General features: G+C 58.2%; 12 protein-coding genes. 11 read left to right on the top strand and 1 reads right to left on the bottom strand.

All coding sequences use genetic code 11. From position 1 onward, the window contains the following. Window positions 1-27: 27 nt before the first annotated feature. The 10 genes from XMD517_RS11500 (at window position 28) to XMD517_RS11455 (ending at window position 13,681) form a co-directional block, all read left to right on the top strand. A complete protein-coding gene (locus XMD517_RS11500) occupies window positions 28-933 on the top strand; it encodes a LysR substrate-binding domain-containing protein (RefSeq protein ID WP_173487981.1) in 906 nt (301 codons plus the stop codon). 317 nt (window positions 934-1,250) lie between these two features. Further along, entirely contained in the window at window positions 1,251-3,215 is a 1,965-nt protein-coding gene (gene acs / locus XMD517_RS11495) for an acetate--CoA ligase (RefSeq protein WP_173487982.1), read from the top strand. Window positions 3,216-3,219: 4 nt separating this feature from the next. After that, the gene (locus XMD517_RS11490) at window positions 3,220-3,906 is read left to right on the top strand and encodes an adenylate kinase (protein WP_173487983.1); all 687 of its coding nucleotides are present in this window, start codon (window positions 3,220-3,222) and stop codon (window positions 3,904-3,906) included. A 61-nt stretch (window positions 3,907-3,967) separates the two neighbouring features. Next, complete coding sequence (locus XMD517_RS11485; RefSeq protein ID WP_173486843.1) at window positions 3,968-4,225, top strand: DUF4212 domain-containing protein; 258 nt, start codon at window positions 3,968-3,970, stop codon at window positions 4,223-4,225. Window positions 4,226-4,242: 17 nt separating this feature from the next. Beyond that, complete coding sequence (locus tag XMD517_RS11480) at window positions 4,243-6,030, top strand: sodium:solute symporter family protein (protein WP_173487984.1); 1,788 nt, start codon at window positions 4,243-4,245, stop codon at window positions 6,028-6,030. Between the two features lie 97 nt (window positions 6,031-6,127). Continuing rightward, window positions 6,128-7,954 (top strand): DUF294 nucleotidyltransferase-like domain-containing protein, encoded by a 1,827-nt coding sequence (locus tag XMD517_RS11475; RefSeq protein WP_173487985.1) that lies wholly within the window; start codon window positions 6,128-6,130, stop codon window positions 7,952-7,954. Between the two features lie 23 nt (window positions 7,955-7,977). Next, window positions 7,978-8,502 carry a hypothetical protein gene (locus tag XMD517_RS11470; protein ID WP_173487986.1) on the top strand — a complete coding sequence of 175 codons (525 nt, stop codon included), beginning with the start codon at window positions 7,978-7,980 and terminating at the stop codon, window positions 8,500-8,502. A gap of 3 nt (window positions 8,503-8,505) precedes the next feature. Then, a complete protein-coding gene (locus XMD517_RS11465) occupies window positions 8,506-9,921 on the top strand; it encodes an exonuclease domain-containing protein (RefSeq protein WP_173487987.1) in 1,416 nt (471 codons plus the stop codon). Between the two features lie 137 nt (window positions 9,922-10,058). Further along, window positions 10,059-12,119: a molybdopterin-dependent oxidoreductase gene (locus tag XMD517_RS11460; protein WP_173487988.1), complete on the top strand. Its 2,061-nt coding sequence runs from the start codon at window positions 10,059-10,061 to the stop codon at window positions 12,117-12,119. A 92-nt stretch (window positions 12,120-12,211) separates the two neighbouring features. Continuing rightward, complete coding sequence (locus XMD517_RS11455) at window positions 12,212-13,681, top strand: PLP-dependent aminotransferase family protein (RefSeq protein WP_173487989.1); 1,470 nt, start codon at window positions 12,212-12,214, stop codon at window positions 13,679-13,681. Between the two features lie 409 nt (window positions 13,682-14,090). Here the strand turns inward: XMD517_RS11455 and XMD517_RS11450 are convergent, their stop codons facing one another. Next, window positions 14,091-15,005, bottom strand: a complete 915-nt coding sequence (locus XMD517_RS11450; RefSeq protein WP_173487990.1) for a LysR substrate-binding domain-containing protein — start codon at window positions 15,003-15,005, stop codon at window positions 14,091-14,093. A gap of 90 nt (window positions 15,006-15,095) precedes the next feature. Here XMD517_RS11450 and XMD517_RS11445 point away from each other — a divergent pair, with 90 nt between their 5' ends. Continuing rightward, a complete protein-coding gene (locus tag XMD517_RS11445) occupies window positions 15,096-16,220 on the top strand; it encodes an FAD-binding oxidoreductase (RefSeq protein WP_173487991.1) in 1,125 nt (374 codons plus the stop codon). The last annotated feature ends 1 nt before the right edge of the window (window position 16,221 follow it).

Below are 16,221 nucleotides of genomic sequence, written 5' to 3'. Positions count from 1 at the left end.
GCTTATATCTCCAACCCAGGCACTGGCATGACAATATTACCGCATATGATCTGGTTGCGCAGTTTCGAAGCGGCCGCCCGTCTTGGCAGTTTTACCAGCGCCGCACAGGAGCTGAACCTTACCCCGGCTGCGATCAGCCAGCAAATCAGGTTGCTGGAACAACATCTTGGTGCCCCGCTGTTCACCCGCCTGCCCCGCGGTGTTGCCCTGACCGATATTGGTCACGCCTATGCTCAACCGATCCGTAAATCCTTTACCGATATGCAGGAGGCGACAAATGGGTTATTTGCCCGGCCTGCCAAACGTCCGCTCCGCATACGGGCCTCGATCAGCTTTGCCACCCTGATCCTTGCCCCGCGCCTTGGCGCATTTCAAAAAGACCACCCGGATATCGACCTGCAAGTCAGCACCAGTGTCTGGACGCCTGCTGCGGGCAAAGAACCGGTGGATCTGGAAATTCGATATGGTCACGGGGATTGGGCCGAACGGGACATCCGGCCTCTTGGGCATCGGTTCGGGATCCTGGTCTGCACCCCGGATCTGGCACAGAACCTCGCCCCCTCCGAAGGGTTTGACAAACTGGCTGAACGGGCCATCCACATCATCGGATCAGAAACCGACTGGGGGCAGATGGCGACCCTGCTGGGACGGCCCTGTCCACACACCCCTCCCATCATGAAGGTCGATAGTTCGCTGATGGCCCTTCAGGTTCTGACCACCGGGTCAGGGGCGGTTATTGTCGCCGAAGATTTTGCCCGTGACTTTCTGGACCGGGGGCACGTCATCTGCCCATTGCCCCATCGTCTGCCACTGAGCCGCAGCTTTTATGCCGTTGCGCCAGATCACAACAACACAAACCCTGACGTTCAGGCTTTCTGTGGCTGGTTGCTCCAATCAATCAACCCGGACGAATCCCCAGATAATTTGGCCTGAATTTTCGAAATCCGCCCTGTAAATCGCGCAGCCACCCCCGTTTCTTTTGACATTTTCAGGACCCAAAACAAAAAGCTTGCCCCCAGATGTCCCGGCCGGGATCCGGTGCAACACCTGACATTACGTTAAGAACACATCCCTTTTTATTTCACAGTTAAAGGAATTTACAAAATTCACACTTGAAATGGAAATAAATTTACCAAAAAACTGTTGCTACACATCGGGTTACAACAGTATTTTCCGCGACAGGAGGGCTGTATTTGCAAAGTAAATCACTTTGCGCGCAAATACAGAAAGAGAGATTACCGGAGGAGACCATGTCCTTGGACGACGTTACAAAGCAAGTATTTGCACCAAATTCGGATTTCGTTGCTAACGCCCATGTCGATGCAGCCAAATATGACGAGATGTATGCCGCATCGGTCAATGACCCGGACGCCTTCTGGGGCGAGCACGGCAAGCGCATCGACTGGATCAAACCATTTTCGGTTGTAAAGAACACAAGCTACGCGCCGGGCAATGTCTCGATCAAATGGTTTGAGGACGGCACGCTGAACGTCTCGGCCAACTGCGTTGATCGCCACCTGGAAACCCGTGGCGATCAGACCGCGATCATCTTTGAGCCGGATGAGCCGACCGAAGAAGCCCAGCATATCACCTATCGCGAGCTGCACGGACATGTCAGCCGGATGGCCAATATCCTCAAGGATCTTGGGGTGGGCAAAGGCGACCGGGTGATCCTGTATCTTCCGATGATCCCCGAAGCTGCCTATGCGATGCTGGCCTGTGCCCGGATCGGCGCAATCCACTCGATCGTCTTCGCCGGTTTCTCGCCTGACGCGCTGGCCGCCCGGATTGATGGCTGCGAAGCCAAGCTGGTCATTACCGCAGATTTCGCACCGCGCGGCGGTCGCAAGACCCCCCTCAAGGCCAATGCCGACCTTGCCCTGGATCACGCTGAAAACAACCCGCAGATGCTGGTGGTGCGCCGCACCGGTGGCGACGTGACCTGGGTTGATGGTCGTGACCACGATTACAACGCGCTGGTGGAAACCGCATCCGCCGATTGCCCGCCTGCGGAAATGAATGCCGAAGATCCGCTGTTCATCCTCTATACCTCGGGTTCAACCGGCCAGCCGAAAGGCGTTGTGCATTGCTCGGGCGGCTATCTTGTCTGGGCTTCGATGACCCACGAGATCACCTTTGACTACCATGATGGTGACATCTACTGGTGTACCGCTGATGTGGGCTGGGTGACCGGTCACAGCTATATCGTCTATGGCCCGCTGGCCAATGGCGCGACCACCGTGATGTTCGAAGGCACCCCGACCTATCCGGACGCAAGCCGCTTCTGGCAGGTTTGTGAAAAGCACAAGGTCAACCAGTTCTACACCGCTCCGACCGCGCTGCGTGCGCTGATGGGTCAAGGCAATGAGTTTGTCGAGAAATGCGACCTGAGCGACCTGAAGGTGCTGGGCACCGTGGGCGAACCGATCAATCCGGAAGCCTGGACCTGGTATCACGAGGTCGTCGGCAAGGGGAACTGCCCGATTGTTGACACCTGGTGGCAGACCGAAACCGGTGGTCACATGATGACCCCGCTGCCGGGCGCACATGCCGCCAAGCCGGGTGCCGCGATGAAACCGTTCTTCGGTGTGCAGCCGGTGGTTCTGGAACCCACTTCGGGCGAAGAAATCCACGAATACCCGACCGAGGGCGTTCTGTGCATGAAGGACAGCTGGCCGGGCCAGATGCGCACCGTCTGGGGTGATCATGAACGGTTCGAGAAGACCTATTTCTCGGACTACAAGAACTACTATTTCGCAGGTGACGGCTGCCGCCGTGACGAAGATGGTGACTATTGGATCACTGGCCGTGTGGACGACGTGATCAACGTGTCCGGCCACCGTATGGGCACCGCCGAGGTGGAAAGCGCGCTGGTGGCACATGAGGCCGTGGCCGAAGCCGCCGTGGTTGGCTATCCGCATGATATCAAGGGTCAGGGCATCTATTGCTACGTCACCCTGATGAACGGTGTCGAGCCGACCGAAGAGCTGCGCAAAGAGCTACGTACCTGGGTGCGCACCGAAATCGGCCCGATCGCCAGCCCCGATCTGATCCAATGGGCCCCAGGCCTGCCGAAAACCCGGTCCGGCAAGATCATGCGCCGTATTCTGCGCAAGATCGCCGAGAACGACTATGGCGCACTGGGTGACACCTCGACCCTTGCCGACCCGACTGTGGTTGACGAGTTGATCGACAACCGCATGAACAAGGATTGATCAGATGGACGGCATGAATACCCAATCCGCTGCTCCTGTCCTGATCCTGCTCGGCCCCCCCGGGGCCGGCAAAGGCACGCAAGCGCGGATGCTTGAGGAGAAATATGGTCTGGTGCAGCTGTCGACCGGTGATCTGCTGCGGGCCGCTGTGGCGGCTGGCACCGACGCGGGCAAGGCTGCAAAAGCCGTGATGGAAGCTGGCGAGCTGGTCTCCGACGAGATCGTCATCAATATCCTGCGCGACCGGCTGGGCGAAGCCGATTGCGCCAAAGGTGTGATCCTGGATGGCTTCCCCCGCACAACGGTTCAGGCCGAAGCGCTGGACGCGCTGCTGTCGGAAACCGGGCAGCGTATCAACGCAGCCATCAGCCTTGAAGTGAACGATGACGACATGGTCACGCGCATTTCCGGTCGCTACACCTGCGCAGGGTGCGGCGAAGGCTATCACGACACATTCAAGCAGCCCGTCAAAGACGGTGTCTGCGACAAATGCGGCGGCACGGACATGAAACGCCGGGCCGACGATAATGCCGAAACCGTGGCAAGCCGCCTGACGGCCTACCACGCACAAACGGCACCGCTGGTTGCGTATTATGACGCGGCCAACTGCCTGCAAAAAGTCGATGCCATGGGAGCAATCGACGAAATCGCAGGCACCCTGAGCGAGATTGTCACATCGGCAACACGCTAAGGGAAACCGGCGATATCAGGAGGATATCGCTTTTCTGAACGGAGAAGAGGGAGGAGGCTTCATGTCTGACAACTCATCCAACAACGCGTATTGGAAAGCCAATATTCGCATCATTCAGATCAGCCTCGTAATTTGGGCGCTGGTCTCTTTCGGGTTCGGCATTCTGCTGCGCCCAATGCTGAGCGGCATTGCCGTCGGCGGAACTGATCTGGGCTTCTGGTTCGCCCAGCAGGGTTCGATCCTTGTGTTCCTGGCGCTGATCTTTTTCTACGCCTGGCGCATGAACAAACTCGACGCCGAACACGGCGTGGACGAATAAGAGGGATAGAGGGACACATGGATCAGTTTGTACTCAACTGGATCTTTATCGGTGCAAGCTTTGCGCTTTACATCGGTATTGCTGTATGGGCCCGCGCGGGCTCGACATCTGAATTCTATGCGGCTGGCCAGGGGGTTCACCCCGTCGTCAACGGCATGGCAACCGGCGCTGACTGGATGTCAGCGGCATCATTCATCTCGATGGCGGGTCTGATCGCCTTCACCGGCTATGACAACTCGTCCTTCCTGATGGGTTGGACCGGCGGCTACGTGCTGCTTGCCCTGATGCTGGCGCCTTACCTGCGCAAGTTCGGCAAGTTCACCGTGTCGGAATTCATTGGTGATCGCTTCTATTCGCCCACCGCACGTCTGGTGGCCGTGATCTGTCTGATCGTGGCGTCGACCACCTACGTGATCGGCCAGATGACCGGCGTTGGGGTGGCCTTTGGCCGCTTCCTGGAAGTGGACAACACCACCGGCCTTCTGATCGGTGCTGCTGTTGTGTTCGCCTATGCCGTGTTTGGCGGCATGAAGGGTGTGACCTACACCCAGGTGGCCCAATACTGCGTTCTGATCATCGCCTACACCATCCCGGCGATCTTCATCTCGCTGCAGCTGACTGGCAACCCGATCCCGGCCCTGGGCCTGTTCGGCGACCACGCTGCTTCGGGTGAACCGCTTCTGATGAAGCTTGACCAGATCGTGACCGAGCTGGGCTTCAAGGAATATACCGCCCACCATGCTGACACGCTGAACATGGTTCTGTTCACCCTGTCGCTGATGATCGGTACCGCCGGCCTGCCGCACGTGATCATGCGCTTCTTCACCGTTCCCACCGTGTCTTCGGCCCGTTGGTCGGCTGGTTGGACCCTGGTGTTCATCGCGCTGCTCTACCTGACCGCTCCGGCTGTTGGTGCCATGGCACGTCTGAACATCTCGGACATGATGTGGCCGAACGGCACCTCGTCTGAGCCTGTTTCGGTTGAGATGATGGAAACCGACGAGCGTTATGCCTGGATGGCAACCTGGCAGAAGACTGGTCTTCTGAACTGGGAAGACAAAAACGGCGACGGCAAAATTGCCTACTTCAACGACAAGAACCCCGAGAAGGTTGCCGCCATGGAAGCCGCTGGTCTGGGTAGCGAAAATGAACTGGTCAAGTTCAACCGCGACATCCTGGTTCTGGCCAACCCGGAAATCGCCAACCTGCCGGGTTGGGTGATTGCTCTGGTGGCTGCCGGTGGTCTGGCTGCTGCTCTGTCGACCGCTGCGGGTCTTCTGCTCGCAATCTCGTCGGCCGTGTCGCATGACCTGATCAAAGGTGCGATCAGCCCGAATATTTCGGAAAAAGGCGAGCTGATGTCGGCGCGTATTGCCATGGCTGTGGCCATCGCAGTTGCAACCTATCTGGGTCTGAACCCTCCGGGCTTCGCCGCACAAACCGTGGCTCTGGCCTTCGGTCTGGCTGCTGCGTCGATCTTCCCGGCTCTGATGATGGGGATCTTCACCAAGGTGAACAACAAAGGCGCCGTGGCTGGCATGCTGGCCGGTCTGGTTGTGACCCTGATCTACATCTTCCTGCACAAAGGCTGGTTCTTCATCCCGGGCACCAACTCGTTCTCGGATGCTGACCCGCTGTTGGGCACCATCAAGTCGACCTCGTTCGGTGCTGTTGGCGCGATGATCAACTTCATTGTGGCCTTCCTGGTATCGAAATCGTCGGAAGCCATTCCGGCCGAGATCAACGAACTGGTGGAAAACGTCCGCATCCCGAAAGGGGCAGGCGCTGCTGCTGCAGACCACTAAAAACTACGTCGAAGGCCGCCTCTTGGGGCGGCCTTCTTCCCTTTTGCCCCAAAGGGTGTAAACCTTTGACGGCAACAAGAATTTCAAAGGCTGACCCATGCCGCTTTCTCCTGATCAGATCCACCGTTTCCTGAAATCCGTACACCCCTATGACAGCCTCCCGGCTGAGGCCCTGCAGTCGCTTGTGCCCGCCATGGTGGCGCGCTCCTATGCCAAGGACGAGGTCATCTATGACGTCGGGGATACGTTGGGCGGGATTTACATCATCCATGAAGGTGACGTCGAAGTCCGGGATGAAAATGGCGGGCTGATCAGCCACCTGCATCTGCGAAACTCATTTGGTGAGCGCGGGCTTTTGCGGGATGGACAGGCTGTGACCCGTGCCATGGCGGAAAGCGACAGCACGCTTCTGCTGCTGCCCACGGAAACGTTTTGGGACCTGCACGGTGCCCACATGTCAGTCCGCCGCTTCTTTGACCGCAATCGTGGACAGAAAGATGAGCCGAACAACCTGTCCACCGTCACGGTTGACAGCCTGATGGCCCCGAACCCGATCACCTGCGCGCCGGATCAAAGCATTCAGGCCGTGGCGCGGAAAATGGGCGAACATAAGATTTCCTCGGTCTGCGTGCTTGATGACCAGACCCTGACCGGCATCGTCACCACCCGCGATATTGCCCATCGCGTGGTCGCCGAGGCCCGTGACATTTCCGGTCCCGTGTCCGATATCATGGCGCAAGACCCGATCACCCTCAGCCCCAACGCCATCGGATCGGATGTTCTGCACCTGATGATGGAAAAACGCGTGGGCCATGTGCCGATTGTCGAGGCGGACAAGCTGGTGGGAATCGTCACCCAGACCGACCTGACCCGGTTCCAAACCGTCAGCTCTGCCGAACTGGTGCGCGAGATTGCCGTGGCGCACTCTGCTGAGGACATGAAGCACATCACCGCCCGCATCCCGCGGCTGCTGGTTCAGCTGGTTGGGTCGGGCCTGTCGCACCAGATTGTGACCCGGCTGATCACAGATGTGGCGGATACCGTCACCAGACGTTTGCTGACGCTGGCCGAAGACAAGCTGGGCCCTCCTCCTGTGCCGTATCTCTGGCTTGCCTGCGGCAGTCAGGGACGTCAGGAGCAGACAGGGGTCAGCGATCAGGACAATTGCCTGATCCTGCATGACGATGTGACAGAGGCTGACCGCGACGGCTATTTCGCCCAACTTGCCCGTTTTGTCTGTGATGGTCTGGATACCTGCGGGTATGTCTATTGTCCGGGCGATATGATGGCGACCAATCCGCGCTGGTGTCAGCCATTATCCGTGTGGAAAAGCTATTTCACCGGGTGGATCAACAAACCCGACCCCGAGGCACAGATGCTTGCCTCGGTGATGTTCGATCTGCGCGCAATCGGCGGTGATGACACGCTGTTTGATGGTCTTCAGAAAACAACATTGGAGCTGGCCGCCAAGAACTCGATCTTTGTGGCGCATATGATTTCGAACAGCCTGAAACACACGCCCCCCCTTGGCCTGTTGCGCGGGTTTGCCACGATCCGCTCGGGGGAGCACAAGAACCAGCTGGATCTGAAACATAATGGTGTTGTGCCGGTTGTCGATCTGGGGCGGATCTATGCGCTTCAGGGAAAGCTGAGCGAAGTGAACACCCGCGCGCGCCTGGAGGCGGCCCAGCGCGCTGGCGTGCTGAGCTCCTCTGGCGGCAGTGATCTGCTGGATGCCTATGACCTGATCGCCGACACCCGGCTGGAACATCAGGCCGCACAGATCCGGGCCGGCGATGCCCCTGACAATTTCCTCACCCCCTCTGACCTTTCAGATTTCGAGCGCAGCCACCTAAGGGATGCGTTTGTGGTGGTGAAATCGCTGCAAAGCTCAATCGGGCATGGCCGGGGCACACTTGGATAAAATGCAAGGACGGACAGAAACGCATGTTTTTTGAATCAATCGCCACCGTGTTTGCCGGTCTTGCCATGGCCGGGATTGTGATGGCCGTGAACCATACAATTCGCGGCCGACTGCCGAAATGGGTCATGCCCGTTGCGGCGGGGCTGGCGATGCTCGCTGCAACCATCGCAAATGAGTATGCTTGGTATGGGCGCACGGTGGACTCGCTGCCGGAGGGGCTGACGGTCATCATGGAGAGCGAAAACCGGGTGGCCTATCGCCCCTGGACCTATGTCACGCCCTTTATCGACCGCTTTGTCGTTGTCGACACGTTTTCCGAACGCACCCATCCCGACCAGCCCAACCTGCGCGTGGTCGATACCCTGTTTCTTGGCCGATGGTCGGCACCGAACAAGGTCCCGGTCCTGATTGATTGTGCCGCCAATACCCGCGCGCCGCTAAGTGACGCAATCACAATTGGGGATGACGGAAGTCTCAGCGGCGTTGACTGGGTTTCGGTCGACATGACGGACCCGCTCCTGTCCAATATCTGCCACAAGGGAGGCTGATCCATGAAACCGCTTCACCGCCTGTCACTACGTTTCAGGAATTTCCTGTTCTTCGCGTTTCTGGCCCTGGCGGTGATCATGGCAACCTTTGGGGCACTTTATCTGGGCTACCGGCGTGCAGACGAGTTTGGCACCGCATCGGCCTTTACCTTTGCAGGTGTCGTCGCCCTGTTTTCGCAATTGGCCATCATCACGGGGATCTGGTTCCTGTTTGATGAGAACATCGCCCGCCCGATCGAGCGGCTGGCCGCCAATCTGCGCGCAAAAGTTCACGCCAAGGCGGGCGGTATCGACAAACATGACGGGCGCTATCTTGGTGATCTGGTCGAAGCCACGGAAAGCGTCACCAGACAGCTCTCGACCTCGACCATGGATCAGGCCAGTGCGGTCGCCCATGAAACGGCCCGCCTGAATGCGGACAAGGCCAGGCTGACCGCGCTTCTGTCGGAAATTCCCGTGGCCATGGTGCTGGTCAACCCCAACCACCAGATTGTTCTTTATGACAGCCAGGCGGCGGGCATCCTGTCACAGGTTTCCCCGCCCCGCCTGAACGCCTCGATCTTTGAGTATTTCCAGAAAGGTCCCTTTATGGAGGCCTATGAGAAGATGCTGGAAACCGGCAATGAGCAGGGCTTCTCGGATCGTTCCGCACATTTCCAGTTTCATTTTGACGTGCGGATCAAACCGCTCGACAGCGGTGATGGATACATGCTGGTGATTGACGATACCCACGCCGATTTCTCACCAGACGCAGCCCGTCCGGTGGTGTTCGACTTTGAACTCATGCAGTCCGAAGCCACAGGCGATCTGTGGACAGCCAACCTGAACGATCTGACCTTTGTGGTGTTTGATACCGAAACCACCGGGTTGCAGCCGCACAAAGATGAGATCGTGCAGATCGGGGCCGTGCGCGTGATGAAGTCCAAAATCGTCCCCGGTGAGCAGATTGACATGCTGGTTGATCCAGAGCGGCCAATTCCAGCAGCGTCAACAAAAGTGCATGGGATCAGCGACGCAATGGTCACCGGCGCTCCCACCGTGATTCCAGCCATACAAAAGCTCTACAGCTTTGCGTCAGGTGCCGTTCTGGTCGCCCATAACGCCCCGTTTGACATGGCCTTTTTGCACAATCACGAAAAGGAAGCGGGGCTGGACTGGAACCACCCGATCCTCGACACCGTTCTTCTGTCTGCCGTTCTGTTTGGCCGCACGGAAGTTCACACGCTGGATGCCTTGTGTGAACGTCTGGATGTGGTCATCCCGCCCGAGCTGCGTCACACCGCCTTGGGCGATGCCCATGCCACGGCAGAGGTCCTGTGCAAGATGCTGGCAATGCTGCAATCTCGGGGCATTGCCACCCTCGCCGAGGCCGTGGCAGAGGCGAAAACGCATTCGCGCCTCCTGAAGGATCTGAACTGATCCCGGATGGTATCTGCCTAGGGGCTTCACGCCACAGGACACGTGAATTGGTATGGTTGTTTGGTTGGGTTTTGGCGCTTTCTGGGCCACCCTTTCGTGGGTAGCGTCATGGGGTCTTTGTTCTTTAGAGGTTCCCCATGTCCCGACAAACCGATACCCTATCCCTCCCCAGCGTCTGCCCATTGGACTGCCCTGACACCTGCAGCCTGTCAGCCAGGGTTCAGGGGGGCATTTTGCTTGGCGTTAAAGGATCAAAAGCAAATCCCTATACGGATGGCGTGATCTGCAACAAGGTGGCACGGTATTATCCCGAGTTTGTGCATGGAACCGCGCGCCTGACCCACCCGTTACGGCGCGTGGGGGCGCGTGGACAGGGCAAATTTGAACCGATCACCTGGGACGCAGCACTTGACCTGATCCATGACGGGTTTACGCAAGCTATCGCCCGGCATGGCCCGGAAACCATCCTGCCCTTCAACTATGCCGGCCCCCATGGAGAGCTTGCCGGAGGCTCAATGGACCGGCGGTTCTTTTATCACATGGGGGCCACCTTGCTGAACCGCGGCCCCCTGTGTGGCGGTGTGCGTGGTGGGGCCTATGCCAGCCTGTTTGGCAACGCCCCCGGAATGCCACCGGAACAAGTGCTGCATTCCGATCTGGTTCTGGTCTGGGGCAACAATGTCACGGTGTCGAACCTGCACCTTGCACCCCTATTGAAAAAGATGCGGGCAAGTGGGGGCAAACTGGTGGTCATTGACCCCAAGCGGACCAAAATCGCTGAACAATGTGATCTGCATATCCAGATCCGACCGAATACCGATGTCGTCTTTGCCATGGCTCTGGCTGCCGAATTGGAGCGTCAGGCGGCGCTGGATTTTGACTTCATCTCACAATGGGTGGACGGGGGCGACCGCTATCTGGCTCAGGCCCGCACCTATTCGATCGAGAGGATGGAAGAGATCTGTGGCATTCCAGCCCGTGAATTTCAGACCGTCATCGACATGATGAAAGCCGCACGAAACATGGCTTGCGCGCTTGGCAATGGCATCGAGCGGGGGCGGTCGGGCGGCTCGGGTCTTCGCGCCGCCATGGCCCTGAACGCGCTTACCGGCCATCACGGGCGCCTGGGGGCCGGGGTTGTTGCCAAGTCAGGCCTCGCGACACCGAAAAACCAAAGCCGCCTTCACGGGAACCATCTGCTGAAACCCGGCACGCGGGTGCTCAATATCGTTGATCTGGGTGCTGCCCTACAGGACAAGACGCTCGACCCGCCAATCACCGCTGCAATGATCTACAACCACAACCCGGTTGCAACACATCCTGATCAGTCCAACCTTATCAGGGGCCTTATGCGCGAAGATCTGTTTCTGGCCGGGTGTGACGTGACCATGACTGATAGCATGGCCCTGTGTGATGTCATCCTGCCTGCCGCCACACATTTCGAACATGACGATCTTTTCGGCGCATATGGGCAAAACTACCTGCAACGTGCGGAGCCGGTCATCCCCCCTATCGGGGAAGCCCTTCCAAACACCGAGATTTTCAGACGGCTTGCGGCCCGCTTTGGCTATGATGACCCGGTTTTCAAGGCCAGCGATCAACAGTTGATGGATGAGGCTCTCCTCTCGGAGCATCCACTGCTTCAGGGAACAAAGGGCAGCGCCCTTCCGACCGACCGCGCACTTGAAATGCGCACCGACGCTGGGGACGATATGATCATGTGCCAGACGGTCACGCCACAAACCACCTCTGGCAAGATCGAACTGTTCAGCCGGGATCTTGAGGATCGGTTCGGGTTTGGCGTGCCGCGGTATGACCCATGCGCGCAAGATCTTCCATTTGTGTTGATCAGCCCCAGTTCGGACAAGCGCACCAACTCCACCTTTGGCGGGCTGGATGCCTCGCGCGGGCCCGAGCAGGTCGAAATGCATCCCTCAGACGCCGCACAGCGCGGGTTACAAGACGGAGAGCTTCTGAGCGTGTTCAACCATCGGGCAGAGGTCACGCTAACCCTGAAGGTGACAGATGCCACGCTTCCCGGCGTGCTTTACTCCCCCAAAGGCACCTGGCGCGCCACGTCGCAAACCGGCCTGACCGTCAATGCCCTGATCCCGGCCGATCAGCGCACCGATATTGAAGATGGGGCCTGCTATCACGAAACCTACGTCGATGTCCGGCGGTCGGAACACATCGGGTAAAGCCAGCCCCGTTCGAACCGGATGCCCGGCAAGTTTGCGCGAAGTTTGGTTTGATCCTATTATCAAGAAGTGAATGATACCAACGGACCAATATGCAAGACACAGCCTGGTTAGGGTTCGCATTAGACCGCAGTTCCAAAACACCGGTCTTTGAACAAATCTGCGCAGAAATCCGTAGACGCGCCATTTCCGGTGCCTTGGTGGAAGGAACCGCCCTTCCGCCGACCCGCGCGTTTGCAACCGAGTTGGGCGTGTCGCGTTCAACCGTTGTGACCGCATATGAACAGCTGATCGCTGAGGGATATGTCAGCAGCCGACAGGGGTCTGCCTATCGCGTCTGTGCGTTGGGGGAGGTTGAGCTGAGCCGGGCCACACCGACCGCGCCCTCCAACCCGCATCATGTTCCGCAGCCCGCTCCGCCGGTCACACAATCCAAGCGCACCCCCATGCCATTTGCAGCCGGGCAGCCAGACATGCGCCTGTTTCCACATCGGCAATGGGCCAAAGCGGTGGCGCGCGTCTGTCGGGCAAATCCCGAAGCGATGCTGTTGGGCGGGGATCACTTTGGCAATCACGATTTGCGCGCGGCCATCGCAGCACATGTTTCGGAATGGCGGGGCATAGCTGCCTCTCCTGACCAGATCTTTATAACCGCCGGCTCAACCGACGCGTTGGAGATCTGCCTGCGCACCCTGACCTCACGAGGTGACAAGATCGGGCTGGAAAGTCCAGGCTACCCGCCCTTGCGCCATTTTGCTCATGAACACGGGCTGTCCATACAGAACCTTCCGCTGGATGATCAGGGCGCTCAACTGCCTGACCTTGATCCCCCTGCCCGTCTGGCCGTTTTGACCCCCTCCCATCAATATCCCCTTGGAGGGGCCATGTCGCCCCATCGTCGGCTTGCCTTTTTGTCCTGGGCCAAAGCCGCCGATTCCTGGATTATCGAAGACGATTATGACAGTGAGTTCCGCTATGCAGGCCGACCAATACCGGCGATGGCCGGGTTCGATTGCCTGAACCGCACGATCTATGTCGGCAGTTTTTCAAAGATCTTCTCAAACACTTTGCGCCTTGGCTACGTCATCTCTCCAAAAGAGCTGCTTCCGCAATTTCGTGAAACACTGAGACGGTTTGGACACCACGCCAGCTATATGCCGCAACAGGCGCTTGCAGAATTCATGACCTCGGGAGAGTTTTACCGGCACTTGCGACGTGTTCGGCGCACATATGGCGATCGTCGGCAGTTCCTTCTGGAGCGCCTGCGCCGGGATTTCTCGGGCTTTGGGTCATTTGCGGATCATCACGCCGGGATGCAGATTGTTTTTCAGCTGAGGTCCGAATTCAGGGACCGCGGAATTGCCAAACGCGCTGAGGAAAAGGGGGTTAAGGTTCAGGCCTTGTCCGCATATGTGGCTGAACAGTGCGACCTCAATGGCTTGATCCTGGGGTTCTGCAGCTGTTGCGAAGAGGAAATGGCCCCGGCATTGGAACGTTTGCTGTCTTGCCTTGTAGAAAGCACGCCGCCTGAACAAATCCCACCAGCAGCTCTCACCCTCTGATCCCCAAAACAAAGAAGGTCGCCCAAAGAGCGACCTTCTTATGTCTGACCAATGTCAGTATTTGGTTGCGGGAGTAGGATTTGAACCTACGACCTTCAGGTTATGAGCCCATTATTGAGCGATTCCAATAACTTAATAATTTCAAGAGCATAGGCGGCAACCCTTTGAATTCACAAATTTTCAGCCCTGAAACTCGCTTACATCGGCCAACATCCACCGTGTCTCACACTTAAAAAATGACGTACGTTCGTTGACATGGCGTTGACATGATGATCGTTCGACCGATGGGAAGATAATCGTTTTCGGCCCATACCGGCCTTTCGCTACACCATGCGCTGCCGCAGTGCAGCGATCAAGTTTATGAGTTCATATTCGCGGGGTGCCAACGCAACACCTATTGCCCAGGTGACTAAAATTGAGTGCGAGGAAATGCCTCGAAACGTGCGTTCACCAACCTCAAGAATTGGCCGGCGACGCGTGAAGGCTGACGGGTCGCGGGAAGCAGCAGATCGTAGCGAAAGGGCTGGGCCGGTGACAGTGGTCGCACGACGCAGCGTCCGAGTTCGGCAAAATGTCTCGCAGTCACTGGCTCCACGATCGAAACTCCCGCGCCTGCCGCGACCATCTCGCAAATCGAAGCGGACAATTGCGCTTCGGCGACAATCCGGGGGCGGACGTCGCGAAGTGATAGAAAGGCATCTGTCTCCGACCGTGTGCCAATTTCTGCCCCAAGTGCGATGAAGGGCCGTTGATCGAAGTCCTTAGGCTCAAGCACGGTTTTTCGTTCAAGCTCATGTCCGGGCGGAAGCACAGCCAGCATTGCCCCCGTAAACAGCGGACGGCGCAGAACGGCGGGATGATCATTATCCAGAGCTGCAAAGCCGAGGTCGAACTGTTGCGAACTGAGATGGCGTAGCACCGCTTGGGAACTGCGCGTGCGTAGTGACACGGCGATGCCCGGCTCTTCGGCGATAAACTCGGCGATAACATCGGGAAGGAACTTCAGCGCGAGGGCCGGCATTCCGGCGATGAGCAAGCTACCTGTCCGGAAATCTCGGATATCTTCGATCACCCGTGAAATTTCCGCCATGCCGACAAAAGATCGCTCGACCTCTTCATAGAGCGCCCGGGCTTCCGGAGTGGGCACGACCTGCCGCCCCTGGCGCTCAAACATCCCGAAACCGGCCGCATGCTCCAGATCTGCAATAAGCTTGCTGACAGAGGGCTGTGTCGTCCCAAGCACCTGCGCGGCGGAGGTGACCTTGCCGGTCTCCATCACAGCGCGGAAGGCTTCAATTTGTCGATGTGTGAGCCGGCCGATCATGGTGATATATAACCTCAGAGAATGAATAATGAAAATATTACGATTATTCTTATGTGATCAACCCTGCGATCTTGGACTCGGAGGAATCACATGCAGCACAGCGACCCTGAAATCACAATCGTCGGCGGCGGCCTTGTCGGCCTATCTGTCGCGCTCGGTCTGCTTTCGGCCGGAAGGCGAGTGCGGGTGCTGGACGGTGCTGACGGGGACGCGCGGGCTTCGCAAGGGAACTTCGGGCTTATCTGGGGACAGGGCAAGGGCTGGAATTTCGCGCCCTATGCGAACTGGACGATGGATGCGCTGGCCGCCTGGCCGGGTTTTGCGCGCCAGCTGAAGGAGCTTTCGGGCATTGATGTGGCTTTGGATCAGTCGGGTGGGTATGAGTTCTTTACCGATTCAGCCGAGATGGCCGGTTTTGCAGCGCAGCTTGAACAGCAAGCCGCCCACCTAAACGACCGTGCCAGCTTTGAAATTCTGACCGGAGATGACCTGCGCAGTCAATTGGGGGGCATCGGGCCGAAAGTCGTCGGAGCGAGTTTTTCGCCCCGTGACGGACATGTGAACCCGCTTCGCTTTCTTCGGGCCCTCCGCTGTTCCGTGCATGTCTTGGGCGGATGCGTGACCATGGGCGCGACAGTTTCCACGATCACGCCACAGCCGGACGGTGGCTTCTTGCTTACCTTGGCGAATGGTCAATCCCTTGGGGCCGAGATTGTTGTGCTCTGCGCCGGACTTGGCTCAACCGCTTTGGCCAGGGGGCTCGGGTTTGAGACTCAGGTAAGGCCGCAACGTGGCGAGCTCCTGATTACCGAAAAACTTGGGGATCGGTTGCCGTTCCTTTCCAGCACCATCCGTCAGGTCGACGAAGGTGGTATCCAGATCGGTGGCACCAAGGCGGAAACAGGGATGGACGACAGCGAGAGCCTTGACGTCATGGCAGGCCTCGCGCGCCATGCGGTGACCGTGTTCCCCGCGCTTGAAGGCGTGCGGGTCGTCCGCGCTTGGGGCGCGCTGCGGGTAATGTCTCCTGACGGCTACCCCGTCTATGCCAAGTCTGCGGCGCACCCTGGCGCCTTTCTTGTGACCTGTCACAGCGGTGTCACGCTCGCACCTCTGCACGCCAGCGTCCTTGCCGAATGGATTCTGAACACATCTCCCACCCCTGATATGGAGGCTTTCGATGAGCGTCGCTTCGCGCTTTCGCACGCTGCCTGAC

This window comes from Aliiroseovarius sp. xm-d-517, assembly GCF_013283135.1.
In the GTDB taxonomy this organism is placed as follows: Bacteria; Pseudomonadota; Alphaproteobacteria; order Rhodobacterales; family Rhodobacteraceae; genus Aliiroseovarius; species Aliiroseovarius crassostreae.
The sequence above is the reverse complement of the archived record's forward strand: the minus strand, read 5'-3'. Positions and strand labels throughout refer to the sequence as shown.

Excerpts from the sequence above, each read along its gene's own strand:
- XMD517_RS11475 (WP_173487985.1), top strand. The coding sequence starts at position 6,128 with ATGCCGCTTTCTCCTGATCAGATCCACCGTTTCCTGAAATCCGTACAC.
- XMD517_RS11455 (WP_173487989.1), top strand. The coding sequence starts at position 12,212 with ATGCAAGACACAGCCTGGTTAGGGTTCGCATTAGACCGCAGTTCCAAA.
- XMD517_RS11465 (WP_173487987.1), top strand. The coding sequence starts at position 8,506 with ATGAAACCGCTTCACCGCCTGTCACTACGTTTCAGGAATTTCCTGTTC.
- XMD517_RS11485 (WP_173486843.1), top strand. The coding sequence starts at position 3,968 with ATGTCTGACAACTCATCCAACAACGCGTATTGGAAAGCCAATATTCGC.
- XMD517_RS11500 (WP_173487981.1), top strand. The coding sequence starts at position 28 with ATGACAATATTACCGCATATGATCTGGTTGCGCAGTTTCGAAGCGGCC.
- XMD517_RS11445 (WP_173487991.1), top strand. The coding sequence starts at position 15,096 with ATGCAGCACAGCGACCCTGAAATCACAATCGTCGGCGGCGGCCTTGTC.
- acs (WP_173487982.1), top strand. The coding sequence starts at position 1,251 with ATGTCCTTGGACGACGTTACAAAGCAAGTATTTGCACCAAATTCGGAT.
- XMD517_RS11480 (WP_173487984.1), top strand. The coding sequence starts at position 4,243 with ATGGATCAGTTTGTACTCAACTGGATCTTTATCGGTGCAAGCTTTGCG.
- XMD517_RS11450 (WP_173487990.1), bottom strand. The coding sequence starts at position 15,005 with ATGATCGGCCGGCTCACACATCGACAAATTGAAGCCTTCCGCGCTGTG.
- XMD517_RS11470 (WP_173487986.1), top strand. The coding sequence starts at position 7,978 with ATGTTTTTTGAATCAATCGCCACCGTGTTTGCCGGTCTTGCCATGGCC.
- XMD517_RS11460 (WP_173487988.1), top strand. The coding sequence starts at position 10,059 with ATGTCCCGACAAACCGATACCCTATCCCTCCCCAGCGTCTGCCCATTG.
- XMD517_RS11490 (WP_173487983.1), top strand. The coding sequence starts at position 3,220 with ATGGACGGCATGAATACCCAATCCGCTGCTCCTGTCCTGATCCTGCTC.